The sequence below is a fragment of the Komagataeibacter sp. NFXK3 genome (genome assembly GCF_054182245.1).
This window is the reverse complement of the sequence record NZ_JAPIVJ010000016.1, coordinates 44,109-63,474: the sequence shown is the minus strand read 5'-3', so window position 1 is coordinate 63,474 and position 19,366 is coordinate 44,109. Positions and strand designations below refer to the sequence as shown.

At 51.2% G+C, this 19,366-nt stretch carries 16 protein-coding genes, 5 pseudogenes and 1 other annotated feature; of the genes and pseudogenes, 5 read left to right on the top strand and 16 right to left on the bottom strand.

Annotated elements, in window-relative coordinates:
- Positions 1–72: 72 nt before the first annotated feature.
- The 3 genes from OQZ28_RS14650 to OQZ28_RS14640 form a co-directional block, all read right to left on the bottom strand.
- Positions 73–1,236: a hypothetical protein gene (locus OQZ28_RS14650; RefSeq protein ID WP_458136530.1), complete on the bottom strand. Its 1,164-nt coding sequence runs from the start codon at positions 1,234–1,236 to the stop codon at positions 73–75.
- Between the two features lie 111 nt (positions 1,237–1,347).
- Complete coding sequence (locus tag OQZ28_RS14645; RefSeq protein WP_458136529.1) at positions 1,348–3,456, bottom strand: penicillin acylase family protein; 2,109 nt, start codon at positions 3,454–3,456, stop codon at positions 1,348–1,350.
- 1,061 nt (positions 3,457–4,517) lie between these two features.
- Entirely contained in the window at positions 4,518–5,846 is a 1,329-nt protein-coding gene (locus OQZ28_RS14640; protein ID WP_458136528.1) for a hypothetical protein, read from the bottom strand.
- 271 nt (positions 5,847–6,117) lie between these two features.
- Between OQZ28_RS14640 and OQZ28_RS14635 the strand changes: the two are divergent.
- Positions 6,118–6,528: pseudogene (locus tag OQZ28_RS14635) on the top strand (ATP-binding protein).
- 63 nt (positions 6,529–6,591) lie between these two features.
- Here the strand turns inward: OQZ28_RS14635 and OQZ28_RS14630 are convergent.
- Both OQZ28_RS14630 and OQZ28_RS14625 read right to left on the bottom strand, forming a co-directional pair.
- Positions 6,592–7,308, bottom strand: a complete 717-nt coding sequence (locus OQZ28_RS14630) for an HAD family hydrolase (protein WP_458136527.1) — start codon at positions 7,306–7,308, stop codon at positions 6,592–6,594.
- 9 nt (positions 7,309–7,317) lie between these two features.
- On the bottom strand, positions 7,318–8,307 hold the full coding sequence (locus OQZ28_RS14625; protein WP_458136526.1) for a UbiA family prenyltransferase: 990 nt from the start codon (positions 8,305–8,307) through the stop codon (positions 7,318–7,320).
- A gap of 447 nt (positions 8,308–8,754) precedes the next feature.
- On the opposite strand from OQZ28_RS14625, the pseudogene OQZ28_RS14620 reads away from it, so the two are divergent.
- Both OQZ28_RS14620 and OQZ28_RS14615 read left to right on the top strand, forming a co-directional pair.
- Positions 8,755–8,868 (top strand): annotated as a pseudogene (locus tag OQZ28_RS14620) (IS5/IS1182 family transposase); the annotation flags it as partial.
- A gap of 51 nt (positions 8,869–8,919) precedes the next feature.
- Positions 8,920–9,077: pseudogene (locus tag OQZ28_RS14615) on the top strand (IS5/IS1182 family transposase); the annotation flags it as partial.
- 41 nt (positions 9,078–9,118) lie between these two features.
- Here the strand turns inward: OQZ28_RS14615 and OQZ28_RS14610 are convergent.
- From OQZ28_RS14610 to OQZ28_RS14575, 8 genes and pseudogenes are all read right to left on the bottom strand, one after another.
- Positions 9,119–10,343 (bottom strand): annotated as a pseudogene (locus tag OQZ28_RS14610) (IS3 family transposase).
- Positions 9,968–10,084 (bottom strand) — a sequence feature (AL1L pseudoknot). (Overlaps the previous pseudogene by 117 nt.)
- 161 nt (positions 10,344–10,504) lie before the next feature.
- Positions 10,505–11,335: an IS5 family transposase gene (locus tag OQZ28_RS14605; RefSeq protein ID WP_034927665.1), complete on the bottom strand. Its 831-nt coding sequence runs from the start codon at positions 11,333–11,335 to the stop codon at positions 10,505–10,507.
- 33 nt (positions 11,336–11,368) lie between these two features.
- On the bottom strand, positions 11,369–13,009 hold the full coding sequence (locus OQZ28_RS14600) for a hypothetical protein (protein WP_458136525.1): 1,641 nt from the start codon (positions 13,007–13,009) through the stop codon (positions 11,369–11,371).
- A 184-nt stretch (positions 13,010–13,193) separates the two neighbouring features.
- A pseudogene (locus OQZ28_RS14595) lies at positions 13,194–13,922 on the bottom strand (IS5 family transposase).
- Positions 13,923–14,584: 662 nt separating this feature from the next.
- Complete coding sequence (locus OQZ28_RS14590) at positions 14,585–14,977, bottom strand: GtrA family protein (RefSeq protein ID WP_458136524.1); 393 nt, start codon at positions 14,975–14,977, stop codon at positions 14,585–14,587.
- A 324-nt stretch (positions 14,978–15,301) separates the two neighbouring features.
- Entirely contained in the window at positions 15,302–15,472 is a 171-nt protein-coding gene (locus OQZ28_RS14585) for a hypothetical protein (protein WP_458136523.1), read from the bottom strand.
- Positions 15,473–15,823: 351 nt separating this feature from the next.
- Positions 15,824–16,336 carry a nucleoside deaminase gene (locus OQZ28_RS14580; RefSeq protein ID WP_458136522.1) on the bottom strand — a complete coding sequence of 171 codons (513 nt, stop codon included), beginning with the start codon at positions 16,334–16,336 and terminating at the stop codon, positions 15,824–15,826.
- A 62-nt stretch (positions 16,337–16,398) separates the two neighbouring features.
- Positions 16,399–16,650, bottom strand: coding sequence for a hypothetical protein (locus OQZ28_RS14575; RefSeq protein WP_458136521.1), 252 nt, complete (start codon positions 16,648–16,650; stop codon positions 16,399–16,401).
- Between the two features lie 119 nt (positions 16,651–16,769).
- Here OQZ28_RS14575 and OQZ28_RS14570 point away from each other — a divergent pair, with 119 nt between their 5' ends.
- Both OQZ28_RS14570 and OQZ28_RS14565 read left to right on the top strand, forming a co-directional pair.
- Positions 16,770–17,093 (top strand): helix-turn-helix transcriptional regulator, encoded by a 324-nt coding sequence (locus OQZ28_RS14570; protein WP_130731155.1) that lies wholly within the window; start codon positions 16,770–16,772, stop codon positions 17,091–17,093.
- 84 nt (positions 17,094–17,177) lie between these two features.
- On the top strand, positions 17,178–17,504 hold the full coding sequence (locus OQZ28_RS14565) for a hypothetical protein (RefSeq protein WP_458136520.1): 327 nt from the start codon (positions 17,178–17,180) through the stop codon (positions 17,502–17,504).
- 150 nt (positions 17,505–17,654) lie between these two features.
- Here the strand turns inward: OQZ28_RS14565 and OQZ28_RS14560 are convergent, their stop codons facing one another.
- The 3 genes from OQZ28_RS14560 to OQZ28_RS14550 form a co-directional block, all read right to left on the bottom strand.
- Positions 17,655–18,365, bottom strand: a complete 711-nt coding sequence (locus OQZ28_RS14560) for a M15 family metallopeptidase (protein ID WP_458136519.1) — start codon at positions 18,363–18,365, stop codon at positions 17,655–17,657.
- Positions 18,366–18,398: 33 nt separating this feature from the next.
- Positions 18,399–18,632 carry a DUF2171 domain-containing protein gene (locus OQZ28_RS14555; protein WP_130731158.1) on the bottom strand — a complete coding sequence of 78 codons (234 nt, stop codon included), beginning with the start codon at positions 18,630–18,632 and terminating at the stop codon, positions 18,399–18,401.
- 214 nt (positions 18,633–18,846) lie between these two features.
- The gene (locus OQZ28_RS14550; RefSeq protein WP_458136518.1) at positions 18,847–19,293 is read right to left on the bottom strand and encodes a hypothetical protein; all 447 of its coding nucleotides are present in this window, start codon (positions 19,291–19,293) and stop codon (positions 18,847–18,849) included.
- Positions 19,294–19,366: the final 73 nt, after the last annotated feature.

Sequence of the window (19,366 nt, the reverse complement as noted above, 5' to 3'; positions counted from 1 at the left end):
CCGCTGATCACCATACTGGCCAGTGGCTTCTGAAAGGCCACATCAACAGGCCTTACAGAAGACCGCACACGATCACACGTCAATATGGGTCAGAAAACTCTTGCATAACGGACGGCAACCACAGAAGAAATACGCGATCGTGTGCCTGACATATTCGGTCGAGCGGTCCCATGCCTGCGGCCCCACGCCTTCCACGGGGTAGACCGACATGCCAAGCCGGGCCTCGGGCTTCATGCCCGGCGCGGGGGCCATGGGCGGCAGGTCCAGCTTCGCCGCATCCCACAACAGGGCGGGCGAGGCGACGAAGGCCACGTCGCGCGTATTATCCATGTGGAAGCGCCATGTGCGGCTGCCTGCTGGCGGCGTGCGGACTGCCGCCTCCACATCCGCCTGGTCACGGATCATGACGCGCGTCCCGCTACGCCGGGCCTGGGCGAGGCGCTGCTGCTGCGCGGCCGAGAGCACCTGTGCCGGGTTGACCAGCGCGCCGGAACCCACGACCAGAAAACTGGCGGGAACCGTCACCGCGTAATCGAAACTGCCGTAATCGAGATAGAACTCATCGCCCACATAGGGCAGCGTGTCCCACCCGCGCACGTCATCAAACACCGCCATGCGGGGGTAGAACTGGGCAATTTCATAAATATCGCCGTTTTTCGAGGGGCTGACCGCCGTGCGCCCGCCCCATGCGCCCGGCATGGTATAATGCCACCGCACCCGCAACACCTGCATCCCGCCCGGCGCCAGCGGGTGCGGCAGGGTGATCTGCATGCGGGTATCGGAGATGAGCGGCGTCACCTCATGCGTAGCAGTGCCCTCCATCAGGGTCACCGACCCGATCTGCATCCCATCCGTATGCGGCGCGCCAGCGGGGCCGGACAGGGCGGCACGCCTGCTGTCGGCGCGGTACATGTTCTGGTCAAGCTGCATCCACAACACCGGCAGGCTGCTCGGGCTGTTGTTGTGGTAGGTGAGCGTTTCCTCGCCCGTAAGCTCATGGGTCGTGGGGTCGAGGGTGACGGCAATGCGGTAATCGGCCTGGTTTTTCCACGCCATCGGCCCCGGCGTGCCATCACCCGAGCGATAGGCACTGACCGGGGTTGGCATTGTGACCGGGCTGAAGATCTGGTTGGGGTCAGGCACCACACCCTGCGCCAGAACCGGCCGGGGCAACAGGCTGGCAAACATGCCACAGGCCATCAGGTAACAAAACCGCATCGCGTAAGGGGCTGACATTATGGGGCTTCTCCTTGGCACCCCGGAACGGGGAGCAGCATGCATTGCGGCGTTATGCGAAGCTTTTTGCAAAAAGCTTCGCCAAAAACTTCTTTCATGACCGGCAGCCTCTCAGTCCGGCAACGGATCAACCGATTCCACATGCTGCTCGACCACATCGCGGCTCAGCCACAGGTCACGCAGGGTCTTGCTGCTAAGGTAGGAGAGCTGGTCGGAATGATGGGGCGAGCCGGGCTGGCTGGAATTGCCGTAGCTCAGCAGTCCCTTCGCCTTCATGGGTGTTGAGAAACTGACAAGTGACACCCATGTCTCGCCATGCAGCGGCGTGCGCTCGCCATTTTTCATCGGGCCCCAGGTAATGGTGCGGAAAATGCCGGTATTGCCAAAGCCACCATTGCCCGGCAGGTCGACATTATTGATGTGAAAGCGCGATACATCGCCAAACGGGCGGTCGATTGCGCCATACAGCTTTCTGGTCTCGACTGCCGCCTGCGCCAGCAGGTTGAGCGCATGGGCGGGGTCACCCAGCCCCGAGGGCGTGCCGATCGGGTCATCAAGCGACCATTGCCGGGCAAACCCTTCCGAGCCTGCGAATTTGGGGCCCATGAACAGCCGCGCCCATGTCTCGAACAGCAGGGCGCCCCGGCTGGTGGCATCATCGGCGCCATCCCAGCCCTGCAGCACGTTTACGGCCGCCTTCACATCCGCGCGGCGGTCCTTGCGGGCAGCGGCGAGGAGTTCGGGCAGGATACGCTCGGCCAGCAGCGAATGGGTGTTGAGCTTGCGGGCCATGATATCGTCAAACGACATCTTCACCTCTCCCGCCAGCATGCGGGCCGACATCTGGGCGCGTAGCGTCATCGGGCCGGTCTGCGCCACATAGGCGGGATAGGCCTTGGGGTCGAGCAGACGCGGATAGGTGGCGAGCCATGGCGGGTCATTGGCATTCTGCACAAAGCCCGCAGGCGGGTCGATCACCTTGGGCAGATTGTCATAAGCAACAATGCCCTTGGGTATGTTATCCGACCGATCACCGGGAACAGTATTGTTCCAGTAATCGAAATCGCCACCATCATGTTTGGGCAGGATACCATTGTCGAGATACATGACGTGGCCGTCATGGTCGGCATAGACAATGTTGAACATGGGCACCTGCAGCTTCCTGAGCGCTGCCTGGAACTCACTGAAATTATGCGACCGCGCCATATCCCAGTACTGCCGGAGCATGCCGGGGCGATCGAGGCCTGCCACATACAGCGCAATGGGCGTGCCATCCGCCTCGTTAAAGACCGGCCCCTGTTTTGCATAACGCTGCACGAAGCTGTGGGTGGCCAGCGTGCCATCGGGCTGCCTTACCTTGTAGGACAGGGTGCGGGTGGTGAATTTCCTTTTTCTGCCATCCAGCCTGTAGCCATCGCCATCGGGTGTGAGCCTGTAGCGCACGGCGCCCAGAATGGTGTTGACGGTGTTGGTAAAGGCGACATCGGGGGTAAAGGCAAAGCGCAGCACCGGCAGGCCCACATGGGTTGCGCCGTAAATGCTGAAGCCGGGGCCATTCAGCTGCGCCTCATAATAGGTATAGAACGGCGTGCTCCACGGCAGATGCGGGTTGGCCAGCAGCACGGCATGCCCATCGGTGGTGCGCGAGGGCGCAATGGCCCAGGCATTCGACCCGCCCGCCCTGCGCTCGGGCGCATCGCCGAGCATTTTGCGCTCCTCGGCAATATAGACATAATTCATCAGCCGCAGGCCGTGGGCCACGACATCAACGCCACTGACCGGCAGGACGGCACGCACGTCATCGGCAATATCAGCGGGGTGGCGGGCCGCGTAATCGTTTATGCCTCGCGCGAACGCATCGAGATCCCTGCGAAAGCCCGGCGTCTGGCGGGCATAAAAGGTTCTGGCGCGCTCGTACACGCCATTGCCCCGCACCCAGCGATCCGATTCTTCCTCCGTCTTGCCCCAGTATTCGGCGGCCCGCCCGCGGGCGGTGCCATAAAGCTTCAATACGATATTGCCGTGGCTATGCGCCTGCGCCCAGCCAAAGCCGTAAAAGGCACCTGCCTCGGTTGTGGCGTAGATATGGGGCACGCCGAACGTGTCCCACAGGATTTCATCATGACCGGGCCCGGCCGCCTTGGCCGCGTGGCCTCCACCCGCCAGGGCCAGCCCCGCGCCAAGACACAGCCCCAACCGCCACTTCCGTGCCCATCGCATATGCTTCTCCCCCTGTCGCCACGGCATCACGCCCGATTTTGTCTGGCATTATAGATTGAATCCGAAACGATTTGCCAGAGACACGCCCGGAAAGGGGGAAAGCCCAACTGACGGAATGCAAGGAAAATAAAATTCTGGGTGTCGGCTTTTTTCAGGGCCTGGGGCGACCGCATCTGCCCGCACAGCGCGGCATAACCTTGCGCAAGAGCCTATTCCTGACGGATATGGTTAAGGTTTTTATACAAACCTTAATCGTGTCAGGAAAATCCGGTCTGTGGAAAAGGTTGGGCAGGATGAAGCGTGGGGATCTGGCTGGCGTGATCCTGGAATGTCTGCAGCTGCTGCCCGCCCCTTATGCCCAGTATTACGGGGTCGTGCCCCGCCCGCCATAGGCGGCCCCTGTCCGCCTTGGGTGAAATCGCTGCCCTCGCCCGCCCCCTGCCTGATCCGTCAGGAAGCCCTCAGCCGTCCTGCCCCAGAAGGCACGCAAAGCAACCCTCAATAAGCTTCTGGTGGTCGATGAGGACGACCACGGCGCTTCTCATGCCACCCGGCAGGTCCGCGACTATGCGCGAAGCTTGGAGCAACTCCTGCCGCAGGCCTGTAGCGAAGGGTCGGCCCTATTCCGCCTGCCAATCGTACTGGCGCTCCATCAGGCTGTCATGCAGCCTGACCCGGCCTATCTCGGGAGACACCCGACACCCTGCGCCGGGATGTGATCTGGATCGGCGGGACAGGGAATATCGCCTATTCGGCCTATAACCTGCCTCTCCCGACCAGGTGGCAGCCTGTCTGGAGGCCACCTTGGCGCGTGAGGCCTTTATCCGCTTCGGCAAGAGGCGGCATCCCGCTGGACTGAATTTCGGTGACTGCGCCAGCTCCGCTCTTGCTAAGGTCCACAATCTTCTCTGTCTGGCAGCAGTCAGACAGACCTTTCTTGATCACATACTGCGACTACCCACCGGACCATGCCCTTATTGTGGTAACCCTCTACCCCGCCTCCCAAAGCGGATTTTACAAAGTATTGATATTTTAATTGCCAAAAAAAATTCTGTAAGTTTTTAAATTTCCTTATTAAATAAATAATTTATTGATGCTCTCACGCATAATTTTAATTTACAAGAAAAATATATAGATGAAGTCAAAATGGAAATCATAATAAACGGCATAAAATATCTAACTTCATGCGTCGGATAAATGAAAAATAAAAATGACTGACATGATACAAAAAATATGGACATTAATATAGCGTTTTTTCTACCAAAACATGAAGATGAAAAAACAAAAATAATGGTATAAAATACAGGACTATATATATTCCCCATAAAAGATTTAAAAAATCTTTTCTGCCTATCAAATTCATAATAAACTGATTTATTATACATGTTTTTAATATAATCTATATTAGATATTTTTAAATTATCTGTTCTTCCAAATTCAAAAACTACCAGTTTTTCAGTCCATGCAGTATATAATTTCATGAAAACACAATATGCAAGATCTTTTGGAGCATAAATCATGAGATCAATTGTATCTTTAATAATTATTGACCGATTCCTAAACAAAGAACTATTACTTAAATCCTTACACCACATCGTCAAAGAGCATTCAGGGCTTATGAAGCCCACTGATTGATATGTTTCATTTATATGGACATTTTTCATTAAATTTTCACTTATATTATTTTTATTTTTTATTTCAGATATAACATATTGATTAAAAACTGATAATCCTATGTATGACTGGTCATATATATCGTGCTTGTTAAATTTTAAATTTGATATGAAAAATCCAGATAATATTATAAAAAAACATAGAATAATTTTTTTCATTGAGATCTTTTCATAAATCATGAATAATGCATGAATAAAAAGAGCCACAAAAACCATCTCAGGCCTTAACATCGTAGCCAAAACTGACAAAAAAGAAGATTTTATGAATTTATTTTTTAATATAAAATAAATTTCCAATATAAATAATGACGATACATATATGTGAGGTCCTTGCAAAATCAGCCAATCAACAATTGGCGTAAATGCACAAATGAACGAAAATATAAAAAACCCCAAAAAATTGTTTTTTTCGTCAAAAAACTTGAATGATGTATAAAAAAGCATAAAAGAAGATAATAATATAAATATCCCAACTTCTTTTGTTATTTTATAAATTGGTATCCTAAGTATAACATCCCATACAGGCCACTGATTGAAATAATCTTTTGGAAAATGGAAAAATATTCCATTACTATTTGACATTTCGTCAACCCAATTCAACTGCCATATTATATCATAATAAAAAGCTCCAGGATAATATTTCATTGAAATAAATATAGAGATCAAAATGCACGTGATGAAAATTTTGTATTTATTTATAACTTCAATATTATTCATTTCACTTCTCTTTTATACTTTACGCATATCGCATGCAATCTCTTCCGCAATTTTATAAATGTTGCATACCTTACACAAGTGGAAACATAATGATCTTATAAAGATATACCTATTTAATCATCCCTTTTGGAGGTTGAATAATCTATTATTAAATTTCATTAGAAAATAAATGGCCCGCAAATATTTCCGAGCAGAGAACATTGAACTGCGGTTCCGGCTTCCCAAACATTCCAGCCGACTGGCCCCGTTTGCTAGCAGGCTGAGGGAATGACTGATCCTGAAAGCCGCCAGATCACGCAAGAACCGGCACGCGACGCGCTTCTGGTCAACGGTCGATCAGTTCAATGCGCACGAACAGGAAAATACCGCCAGCCAGGCCGGACAGATTGCCGACAGGCTGCTCCGTCTGGATCTCGTGATCCTTGATGAACTCGGTTATCTCCCCTTCAGCGCATCTGGGGCACCCTGCTGTTCCATCTGCCCTGCCGCCTCTATGAACGCACCAGTGTCGTCATCACAATTTCAGTGAATGGGAAACGTCTTTAGTAACCTGAAGATGACGACGGCGCGCCTCGATCGGCTGACCCATCCCTGTCATATCCTCGAGGCAGGAAATGACAGCTACAGGTTTCACGCCAGTACTGCCGCGCCAAAAAACAGAAAGGACAGGTCTCCTTTTTGACCGTCCGCCTCACCATGACAGGGATAGCATCCAGCCGGGTCAATTCTCAGTGAAAATCAATAATCAGTTCAATAAGCTTATTCCCTTCGATTCCAATAAAGAATTTGTAGAAAATATATTATCTATGTATTTTTCAAATGTCTGATAATCCTGATCTGCTTTTGATGAGCGGATAAGCACATATGTTCCTGCATTTCGTGCAGCCAGGCCATCACGTTCTGGCCGATCACCTATTAAGAGCGTAGTAGTCGGCTTAGCACCAGCCTTGGCAATAAGGTTGAACAGGCCCTGAGGATCTGGTTTCAGCCGTGGTGTATCTTCATCACCCGCACAGGCAATATAGTCTGCACGCAAACCCAAGGCTGCAATTTTGGCCTTAGCAGGATAATCAGAAAAAATGCCGATTCGTTTACCGCATGCCTGAAGACGGGCAAACAGTTCCACAACACCTGCATACCGGCATTTTGCCAGATAGCGCAACGGACGTTCATGAATCCATTCAGTTACGGTATCGCGCACCTGTTGTTCGCTACACCCTGTCTTCTTGACAGTTTCTGTTATGAGAAACGGTTCAAAATTGTGAGGGATATGAGTGGCTTCCTCGCGCATCTCGCGATAGACTTTCAGAATACGAATGAAAGTCATTTGCCGCGTTATCAACAACTCTGCCAGAATTTCACGAATCATAAATAATCGCAATTTTTTTTGATTGTATAAAGTGCCGTCCACATCGAAACAGACAAGATCAATATCGTTCCATTTAGAATGATCGAAATGCATGTTCATAATTTACTTAAATGTGATGAAATGCTGTTCCGAGAATACAGATATCTGCGGAATATTTACATACGTACAGAACAGGAATGCCCCACCCACAAAGGTGACGAGGCCCACCAATCGCATATCGTGAAAAAGATTTTCAGGATTCTGGGCTGCAGAACCCGGACGGGAAGAAATAACTAGATAATAGGTAAACAGGGCGATCAGCGGCGGCATGACCAGTATATATTCAATCCTGTATTTTATGAAAAATATAGCGAGAAAAAAAGATGAAATCATTGCATAGAAAAAGCAGGAAGCATTAAGAGACGTTTCTGTATACCCGGCAAAACTTGCGCGATAGGATACGAGGAGGCTCTTGCCATGCTCGCCAACAATTTCGAGATATTCGGAATAACGCTTGGCTGCCATGAGAAAAGCGCCGCCAAACCAGTAAGCTAAAATAATGGAAGCCGGTGGTAATGTCGTGGGGTCAATCATGGACCAACCGATCATTAAACGCAGGGGATTGTTGATGGATTCAGAAATTACGTCCAGATAGGCTTTATCTTTCGTACGTAATGGCGGAACATTATAAAAAATTCCCTGAGCAGCAAATACAACAGCAATCCCAAACATGGTCAGACTGGAAGCGAGAGACGCACCAAAACCGACGATAATCAAAATCAGCCATTCACATAAAATAATTTTACCATTCAATTCATACTGGACCGCGCTGCGCTGACTTTTGACCGGATGGTATTTATCAAAATTACGATCCAGATATTCATTTATAACATAATTTGCGGAAGCAATCGTAATCGCTGTAATCAAACCCAATACGCAATTGAGAAGAATGTGCTCTGAATGAGAGCCACACAATAGATAAGCCAGAACAATACCTGGAAGTATAAAGACCTGCTTCGTAACATGGTCAAGTCTAGAAATGGCGATATATTCACGAATAGAAGCCTTCTTACTTCCTAAAATATTTTCACTATCGTAAACTTTAGAAGTCATTGCGGTTACGCATCGTCATTGCGGTTACGCATCCTAGTTCCGGAAATAATTTTCTTTTACCATGAAAATTTCAGATTTTATAGATCATTTTGACACAATTATCACAAAATAGACACGTTTCCAGCGTTAGCCTGTTAATTTTTTAAACATCCGCTATCACATCAGTACCTGTAGGCCTATTTGGGATAGGCGACTTCGGAATCGTGCTTCTCTAGCGGGATAACAGAACGAGATCTGCAGTTCCTGCCAGGACCATGCCTGATCACAAAAAACAGACTACATCATACTCTTTACAAACAGCTATGCGGCCCGTTCTATCATTCAAGTTCTAACAGACCCTAGAGGGTGTCATGTACTTTCGTGCGTGATTGGTGCCGTAATGAGGGATGACACCTGCACGTAAACCATATCTCTCTGATATATCAGACGGTCTGTGCTTGTCCCGTGATGCGTGAAGATGCGGAACAACAGCCTCCTGCATTGCGCGAACGGTTCAATGGGTTGCGCTCCATGATCCGCTACGGAATTGCCTGGCGCGCCATGCCGAATGACCTTCCACCGTGGTCGGCGGTCTACCAGCAATTCCGTTGCCGGATGGAGGCAGGCTGTTTTGATGCGCTGGGGCACCTGCTGGCCCTGCATATCACACCAGCCAGTGTCGGGATGATCGCGTCGAGGTGGGACGTCTTGTGGCCGCTGTGCAGGATGCGACGGACGAGAGCGTTGAACTGGCTTATGTCAATCAGGGATATACCAGCGAGAAGCCTGCCAGAACCGATCGACATTCAGGATTTTCTTTTTGTGGAGATGTTCAATTCAACCATTGTTTGCGCCCATCAGCAGGCTGCGATATCAAGCCTGCCCTGTGATCTGCATGAAAGGCCCGTTCGGCTTCGGCGGGAGGCCTGTAGCCGATTGGCGCCAGCAGGCGTTGGTTAACGCACTTGAGGGTTTCCCATGCGACCTGCGCCATGGATTTCCATGGCCCCAGATGATGGATGACCTCGGTCTTGTATAAACCGTTGATGGTCTCCGCCAGTGCATTGTCGTAGCTGTCACCAACCGTGCCGACCGAGGCGTCGATGTCAGCCAGCGCCAGGCGTTCGGTATATCGGATCGACAGGTATTGTGATCCACGATCCGAATAATGGATCAGCGCCTTGTTTCCCGCGGGCTTTCGTTGCCAGATGGCCTGTTCAAGGGCATCGAGCACGAACTGGGAGGTCATGGAAGTCGAGACTTTCCAGCTCACGATCCTGCGGGCGAACACATCGATGACGAACGCCACATAGACCATGCCATTCCAGGTCTGGACATAGGTAAAGTCCAAGACCCAGAGCTGGTTGAGGCTCTCGGCCCGGAACTGCCGGTTGACCCTGTCATCGGGACAGGGGCACGCCGTATCCGGACGGGTCGTGATGACCTTCCGGCCCCGGATTACACCCTTCAGACCCATCTGCCGCATCAGGCGCTCAACAGTGCAGCGCGCAACCTGTCGTCCTTCACGCTGCAGGCTGTGCCAGACCTTGCGCGCACCATAAACAGCACGGTTGTCCCGCCAGATCCGGCAGATATGTTCCATCAGTTGCCTATCGCGCAGGGCATGCGGGCTGGCCCTGGCCAGATTTCTTGCCATGACCGCCTGCTGGTAAAACGTGGACGGGGCAATCGGCAGAACACGACAGATTGGTGCGACCCCGTAATCGGCACGGTAGGCTTCAATAAACGCGATCATTTGCGAAACGGGCGCTCGAGCGCTACCTGAGCAAAATAAGCCGAGGCCTTCTTGAGGATCTCATTGGCCTGACGCAGTTCACGGACCTCCCGCTCCAACGCCCTGATCCGTGCCGTCTCGGCCGTGGTCGGTCCCGGTTGCGCACCCGCATCCCGACGGGCCTGCTTCCACCAGTCGTGCAGGCTGTCGCCAAGGTTGCCACAAATCTCGCGACAGGTCGCCGAAAGGCTCGGTAATCCGATCGATATTATTCCAGAAAGCGCACGGCGCGCTCACGGAACTCAGGCGAATAACGCGATATCTTCTGCTTTCTACCATAGGGTCCATCCTCCGAGAGTGTTACTCTTCGGTAAACCCGGGCTGTTCACCCTGAATGTCGAGCGGTTCTTGCCCTTCATTCAGGGCAAGGGAGGAATATCACTCAGTTGGTGGCCATGACAATCTATCGTGTTAGAGCCTGAATCAGAAAGCGGTTTGATTGATTTTTCGCAGAACTCTGCGGATATGGGCAATCATCAACCACGCGTGGGATGACGAGATTGTTGCCTCGACATCCTTCGTGAGGCGACGGCAACGTCCGAGCCATGCAAAGCTACGCTCCACGATCCAGCGTTTGGGCAGGACGACGAAGCCTTCGGCCCGATCGCTACGTTTGACGATCTCGATCGTCCATCGGCCGAGTTCAGCCAGCGCACCACGCAACTTCTCGCCAGCATATCCCCCGTCACCGATCAGATGGCGAAGCCAGGGAAACAATGAGCGTATCCTGACCGCTACCAGCGGCGCACCATCACGATCCTGAATGTCGGCGGGATGTACAACAGCCGCCACGACATGACCCAGCGTGTCGGTCGCGATATGTCGCTTGCGTCCCTTGATCTTCTTGCCCGCGTCATAACCGCGTGGGCCGCCATTTTCAGCGGTTTTAACCGACTGGCTGTCGATAATGCCCACTGAAGGCGTGGCGTCTCGCCCGTCCTGCTCACGCGACAGGATCACGAGAATATGGTTCATGGCTTCCCATCGTCCCTCGCGGATCCAACGGTAGAAATAGCCCTGCACGGTCGTGAAAGCGGGAAAGTTACGAGGCAATTGTCGCCACTGGCAACCCGTAGTGACGATATAGAGGATCGCCTCCATGACCCGGCGCAAATCCGTACGTCGTGGTCTCCCCAGTCGTTTCCTCTCGGGCATCAAAGGCGCAATCAGCGCCCACTCCGCATCGCGAAGGTCGCTTGCATACTCCAGGTCGTCCCTTTGATACTGCGCTCGGGTGATTTCAGTCCAGGCCATCTTGATCTCATCAGGTTATCGCAAACCCATGAATCATAACCCGCTGAAATCACTCAACTCATTTTCGGTCAGACACTTAGATACATCGTAATCAGGTATGTTCAACCGATAGGCGATAAAACCTTGTTCCAGATAACCGTTGGGATAACGAGCGATTTCTGTTGACTGAGCTTTCAACTCCCGCTTTTGCTCTTCTGAAAAAGTAAATACAGCATGCCCGTATGAATATTTTCTATAGTTAACATCTTGAACATTATCCATTATATTAGAAATTATTTTTTCGTTTGGACTATAGTCATTTATAATGAGAACTATAGAAGGAGTATGCGTGCAAATTGAATTCCTTTTTGATTCTTTAATAATATCTTCCATAGAATAATTTAGACGTCCGTTACTGCTATACGGAACAACACGATCAAATTTTCTTTGCATCATGATGTAAAGGCCATTATTTATATAATAAGGCATGCTTTCAATTATAGCGTCATCTGACGCTATAATTGTAGCATCTGACAAGTCAGGCGTATTTATAACCAATTTGGCAAATTCTCTAGCCCTAGAATTTGGCGTCTGGATTTCATGAAACTCCAAACTTACAGACGGTAAAATTTGCACAAAAAGCATAAATGAAAGAGAAAATACTCCAAATTTATTCAAATAATTTATTGTATTCTTGTTATTTTTTCGATAAATCCAAAAAAGAGCGAAAATAAAGACGATCCATAATGATTGATGACGATATCCACCAAAATAAACTATTGTGAAAAAAGAAACAAACGCAATATGAGTTACGAGCGCAACAGAAAATAGTAATACATCTCCCCAAAGTGAGAAAATACATGAAAAGACAGAAATTATAGAAATATACTTTAATAATGTAAAAATTTTATGCGAAATGTAGCCAGTTCCAAATATATTATAAAAACATCCCTCAAAAGGAGAAATCGTTATTTCATCCAGAAAATTTATTTTTGAATAATGCTTTATATTGCTTATTGATGGTTGTGCAGCGAGATCATCATACCGAGGAGGATAGATGGTTAACACACAAGCAATAAATCCAGCACAACCCATAGTGGCTGCGGGTAAAATTTTACGAACATTTTCATTAAAGGACCATCTATTTTCCCTCCATACACACAAAGGCCACATGAAAGAAAATAAAATTGAAATAATTGCAGAATGCACATTTGTATTTGCTAGAAAAAAAAGTGTAGGTCCAGTTAATTTATAGCGATAATTTTCTGAGGAAAATACCATTGCTAAAACAATCATTAGCAACATACTTATTCCATAATTTCTTGCCATGACTGTATATTCATACAAAGAAAAGTAACCAAAAATAAACGCTATATTTGTAATAATTCCAAATGGTGAAAAAAACAAAACGAGAAAAACTGCCAAAAAAGATATAATAAACGATGATACTGGTAGCACTTTATAAGTGTGGAAAATTAAATATCCTAACTTTTGAATCAAATATGATACGGCGGGGTGAGCATTACCAATAATATGTATGCTATTTGTTGCATTAATGGCAATCATGAAATTTCTAACTTCATCTCGCCACATAGAATGGTAATTAATCGCACAACATGTAATAATTACCCATATTATTAACATCGTTAATTTAAATAACTTGTTGTTTTTGAAATATTTATCTATAAATTCCATCTGCACCATATCCTAATCTGTAATTTTTTAATGATACCATCATGTTGTAATTCACCAGCTTTCAGAAAAAGATGGAGTGAATATTGACATGAATTGGCCTTACATGATGCGAACATAGCCGAAAAACACTGCAATATCCATAAGATATGCCAAATTAGCATTTGAATGACCCCAGAGCGTCAGCTCATAAACACCGGCACCAGCTTCTCGCTGCGACGCTTTACAACGGCGAGATGGTTTTCGGGACGCTTGTCGTATCGGGTTGCGATGCCTCGGGGACTGTCTGATCCTGTTGAAGAAGCGTTCCACGAGGCTCCTTGCGGACAGACCCAGCGTGAGAAGGTAAAGCTTCCCTAGCGATTGGTCTTTGACGGGATGTTGGCCCAAGCCTTTGGGGCCGCTGCCTTGGTGCGACTGGCATTGCTGTCATATTCCCTGTCGGCCAGCAGGATGTCTCCCTTCCTCCCAGGCTATCGGTCAGCGCATCAGCCTCGATGCAACCGGCGACTTGGCTACCTATCAGAAGAAGACTGGCGGGACGGCTTCCTGCGTCGACGAGAACATGGATCTTGCTGGTGAGGCCGCCGAGGAAACATCCCATGCCGCGATCATTTCCATCCCTTTTTTCTCGTGGCCGCGTGCTGATGCACGCGAACACAGGTCGAATCGATCATGCTGATGTCACCATCATAAGCGTCTAAAACGGCTTCACGAAGCCGATCGATCCCAGACGCGTGCTTTTCGCCAACGGACGAAACGATTGTAGCTGGTGGTCGGCGGCCCACAACATTCGGGGATTTCCGCCCAGGTCAAACCTGCCCGAAGGCACCAAAGAATGCCATTCAGCACACGGCGCTCATCGACGCGGGGAACGAACGCTACGCGGCTTGTTGGGCAGCGATGGCGGCAGGATCGACTATTCGCGGTCAGCGAGTTCGTAGCGGCAGCGCGTCATCAAGGCTCCCTCAGTCCGAAGTCTTCAATCGCGCGAGCCGCTAAACACCAACAATTTTTATAAGTTCGCGACCTAGTATCCGGTTAGCCCATAGCTGTTTATGATAAACCGGCATATGGTCGAAACCCTGTCGACACGGCTCAAGGAATTGCGGACTGTCATACCCGATATGAGAAAACAGCTGCATCCTTCCTCCCCGTCATCCTTATCGCTGCTACAGCAGCAGACTACATCAAGGTTTAACAGATCCTAGCGGGATGTCAGATAAGATTGTGGCGTAATGATATTGATGGAAGCAAAGGGTGCAGTCCACAAGCCACCTGAGCGGTGCCCATGGTTCTGGGCAGATGCTTACCTTGCTACGCGTTATTACGATTTGTATCTCTTCAATAAAAATAAGAAGGAGGCATTTGACTTACGACCGGCATCTTTGTGAGCAGCGACACGGGTCCGAGAACCTCTTCAAGAACATCAGAGACTGGCATCGTATCACAGCACATTATGATCGCAGCACCCACATACTTTTCTCAGCCGTCTGGCTCGCAGCGATTGTTATCTTCTGGAAGATATAAAAAGTCCTGTATCCAGAATATATTAATTATTTTTAAAAAAAACTCCTTTTAAACCCTAAATGCCCAAAATTTTGTACCAATAAAATTGATTATAGTTGTCACAATTATAGAAATACAATTTGCTATTCGCGCGTCCATACCTATGCTTTTTACTGAAAATTTTAGTACATACAAATTAACAAGCAAATATATAAAGTAAATAATTCCATACCTACAAAAATAACATGATTTATTATTAAAATTAACTTTATATGTCCATTTTTTGTTTAATGGAAACCCAACTGCAACCCCAGTCAAAAAACCGCATACTGAAGCCACTTGATATTGATGCCCACATTTCTCGAACAAAATAAGGAAAACTCCATAATTAACTATTGTTGAAATGCCACCAACTAATAAAAAACGAAATAAATGATCTACACTATTTCCAAAATTTTTCATTTAATTCATCTTTCAAAAAAATTAATAATTTCTACATCATATATTAAATTAGAGAATTTCAATCGAGATGTTTAGGCTGAATAACCTCCAGATTTCTAGACGCCCAAACTCCTGAAAATGAGAACAGAAAACGTTGATGGGGAAGTCCAATTTCAATCATGCGTTCAAGCGAAACGCAATGGCGCAGATTACCGAACGGGAACCTTCGGTAGCGGAAGTTTCGCAGCGGCTTGGGTCAGCACACACGCGCTGTTTGCGTGGAAGCGGCAATTCGCGAAGATGACATCAGGTGATACCGGCAGGAATGCAAAATGAAATACGCCTTCATTGCCGGACATCGCGATCATTCTGCAATTCGGGCAATATGCCTGCCATGATGGCGGCCAGGGCGGATATCGTGCAGATGACTGTACCAGTTGGGGCATTCAGACGCTTCACGTAAGCCTCCATAGCCACAGCAATCTGGCTGATTGGCCCAGCGATGATCCTGGCCATGATAATAGGTGCAAGACATCATAGGCGCCTCCCCTCCAGGACCCGCAGAGTGATTTCCGGACGTACCGACATCGCCCGATCTCCCCTGTTCTGGCTGTTCATTTTCTCCTGACCCCCGGCGTAAGTCTTGCCCGCAGGGTCATGGCCGCGATCATGCCGGAACGGCTCTCACGGAATGACCTGTCTTGTCGCTGCGCCCGCAATCCATCTTCTTTCCAAGGCACAGCGGTTCCATCTTCGCCCATTGGGCATCTGCAGTGCAAAGCGATCCATCCAGATTTTAACGCATATCAAGAGGTTTAAAAAAAACCAATTCCCAGCAGGCCCTCAAAAAGGCTTCACCAAAACCCTTTATGATCCGGTGGCCTTGCTTTCATTCCAGAAGGCCTGCTGCAGGGCCGCGGCCTCGGCTTCAAGCAGCGGGCCGATCACCTCCACCGGGCGCTGGCCTGCGGCAAACACCGTACGGCAGGGCAGGTCGAGGGTCGGGTTCTCGGGGTGGTTGCCCGTCATTTCCTTCAGGCTGTGCTCGCTCTGGCCAAAAACCACACGGCCAATGCCGCTCCAGTACACCGCACCCGCACACATTGCACACGGTTCGGCTGATGTGTACATGGTGTGCGACGCCAGCACGGCAGGCGGGAAGCGCTTCGAGGCCCGGGTGGCCAGCAGGCGCTCGGCATGGGCGGTCATGTCACCCCCTTCGGCGGTGTAGCCATTGCCCTGTTCCAGCACCACCTGCCCCTGCGCGTCGACCAGAATGCAGCCAAAAGGATGGTCACCCCCCTGCCGTGCCTGCTCGGCCATCGCAAAGGCGCGACGCAAAAAATGCGCGTGATCGAGATCGGGCGGCAGGTCGGTCATGGCAAATCCTTCATCATGCAGAATGCGCCTTGCCCGGCTGGCCGGGTTCGGCCCCCGCCGGCCTATTCCGGCAGGGGGTGCGCCATGTGCTGGCGCAGCGTCTGCATCTCATCATCAAGGTAGCCCACGATGTCGGTGCTGTCATATGCGCCATCAAACCGGGTGGCGGCGAGTTCGGCCCACATGGCGGCAATCTGCTCAAGCTGGTGGGCCAACTGGGTGGTGTAGCGGGCGACCCATGCGGGCTCATCGGGTGCGAATCGGGCATCGATATCAGCCTGCGTGCACCCGGCGGGCAGATAGGAATTTTGCATCTGTTTTCGTTCCGTGTGTGTGAATAAGATACACAAATGGATGGAAGGCGACGATGCGGACCTAAATGTTCTCATAAAGTTCTTGCCGTATGTGTGTTTTTTCAGCACATACTGTGCGTATGAAAAATATGCACAACATCACCACGGCACCCTCCCCTGCCCCGCCACGCCGCACGCGCCCGCCGCGTGTTGACTGGCCCAGCCTTGCCCCGCGCGTGGCCGCCCTGCGGGCACAGGGCTGCTCCACGCGCGAGACCGCCCGCAGGCTGAACATGAACATCAAGACCCTTGAGGCCCATCTGCGCCGCCACCGCATCCGCCATGCCATACCGATGGACCGCCCCGACCAGGTGCGCCGCACCTGCCTGAACTGCGACACCGCCTTTGTGGCCGATGGCCGCTTCCTGCGGCTGTGCCCGGAATGCCGGGCCATGTTCAGCTAACGGCGCTCACATTCCCGTGATGCCGGAACCGAAGCGACAATCACTCACTTAAGGATGCAATGACATCGCAACAGGATACCGGGCATGGATAGCGCCTTACGCAACCGCACGCAGACCCCCTCCAGCACGGAGCCAGCCCGCCTCCAGTTCCGCATTGCCCTGCGCCACTGCGCGCCGGCCCCCACCGCATCTGGCGCGCCTGCTGCCCGGCGGCGCCTGCGCTCCGTAGCCGCTATTGGCCTGGCCCTGATGGTGGCAGGCACGGGACTGAGTGGATGCAAGCGCCACCATGAGACAGCGGGCGAGAAAATCGATCATTTTGGCGACAAGATGCAGGATACCTTCGACCCGCCCAAAGGCCCCGGTGAAAAGGCAGGCCGCACGATCGACCGTACCCTGCATGATGACTGATATTTTCTAGAATAATTTTAAATAATACCATCTTATTATAAATAAGGTGGTATTTTCATTTCCATAAAGTCAAAAGTTTTTGGTGAATATTTTTTCAAAAAGCTTCGTAAAGAACGCATTTTTTTGAAAAAAGGTAGAACCCAAAAACTTTTACTTCCTTTCAGCCCGCGCCACCGCATCAAACGACAGATCAAGCACCGGGTATTCCGCCCAGTCCCTAAAGTCGAAATGCCACCATTCCTCCGCCAGGGGCAGGAAGCCACTCGCCTGCATGATCCGTGCAAGCAGGTCACGCCGCTGCCGTGCCGTGGCATCACCACCGGCATAATCAACATGGGCGCGGGGCGTCATTTCATCAAAGCCCGATGGCATGGGCACAACACAGCGCGTTGTCAGATCCCACAGGGTCAGGTCAACCGCGCAGCCCCGGTTATGGCGTGACCCGGTGGCCGGATCCCCCACGAATTCATGCAGGGCCTCCGGCACGGCAGCGCGGAACAGCGCCGTGACATGCCAGGGCCGATATGCATCATACACCAGCAGGCCATAACCATGCTGCCCGGCCAGCCTACGCGCGTGTGACAGGGCCAGCGCCGCCGGGCGCTGCAAAAACGCCCGCGCGGCTGGATAAACCGGAAAGCCCAGAAAATTCCGGCTGCAGGCATAGCGGATATCCAGTGCAAGCGCCGGATCAACCCTCGTTATGTCAACAAGGTCCGCAGCCCTGGGTGCTGGCGCAAAGGCGGGCATGACCGCCTGTCCGGCCAGCGCCTGCAATGCACCGGGCGCAAGGCGCGCGGGCACGCGAAACAGGTCGTCAGCTTCCAGCACGGGGCCGGGCGGGCTTATGGATGCAGGCATTACCGCACCCCGATCAGGGGCAGCGCAGGCCCTTCAGTTTGTTGGAGGCGTGTAGGCCTGTACATCTTCCACCGTATGGCTGAGCAGGATCTTGCCGTTATCGGCAGACTGCACCCATGCGGCGGGAATGGTAAAGGCACTTTCCGCCGGACCATCAACGGTAACCTGAATCGTGCCATCCGTATTGACGGCCGTGAGCGTGCCCATGCGGCCCGAGCCCGCCGCGATCACGTCCTGGCCCAGCATGGCCTGCGTTAAATCCGTCATGAATTCCCTTTCCTTGCCGGGCATGCAAGCTGGCACCTGCGTGCCGCCCCATGCCCTGTCTCTTCACATGGCGGGCCCTCTCGGCCGCCTTCCGTGCGCCGGAGCCTTTACGGCAACCGCTCCGGCTTCTTCCCCATGCCCGTTACACCCGGCACAGGCACCCAGGGGCGCATTTGCGAATTCAACGCCCGGCATGGGCCGAAGTTGTCCTGGCCTAGTTCACGCCAAACTGGCTGCGCTGGGCCATGACCTGATTGAGCTGCTCGTTGTAATGGTGATAGGTGCCTTTTGGCACGCAGCCCATTTCCTCAAGATCTTCGAGCTTGATGCTGTCATTGAGCCAGGAATTGACTTCATTGAACTGGATCTTCGCCGGCACCGGGCGCCCGCTGAAGATCACCGGATCATCCTGCCCCTGCACATAGCCGAATTTCTTGTACACCCCATCGGCAGGCGGATTGTGCTCCGCCATTTCGCCGCACACCACCGATGCGCCATCCATGGCATGCACCGTGGCATTGCGGAAGGTCACGGCATGCGGGTCGGGCAGGGTGGCGGCCACATGGCGCTCGGCCTCGGCGATGACGGCAGCGCCGCCCGCCGCATGCGCCAGCCCGGAATACAGGCAGAGCGACACGCCCAGTATAATGACTCGTTTCATGCTTCCACCGCCTGATCACTCATATTGCCATAGCTTGTTTTTATTGTGATGCGCTGCCCGCCTGCATCGGTCA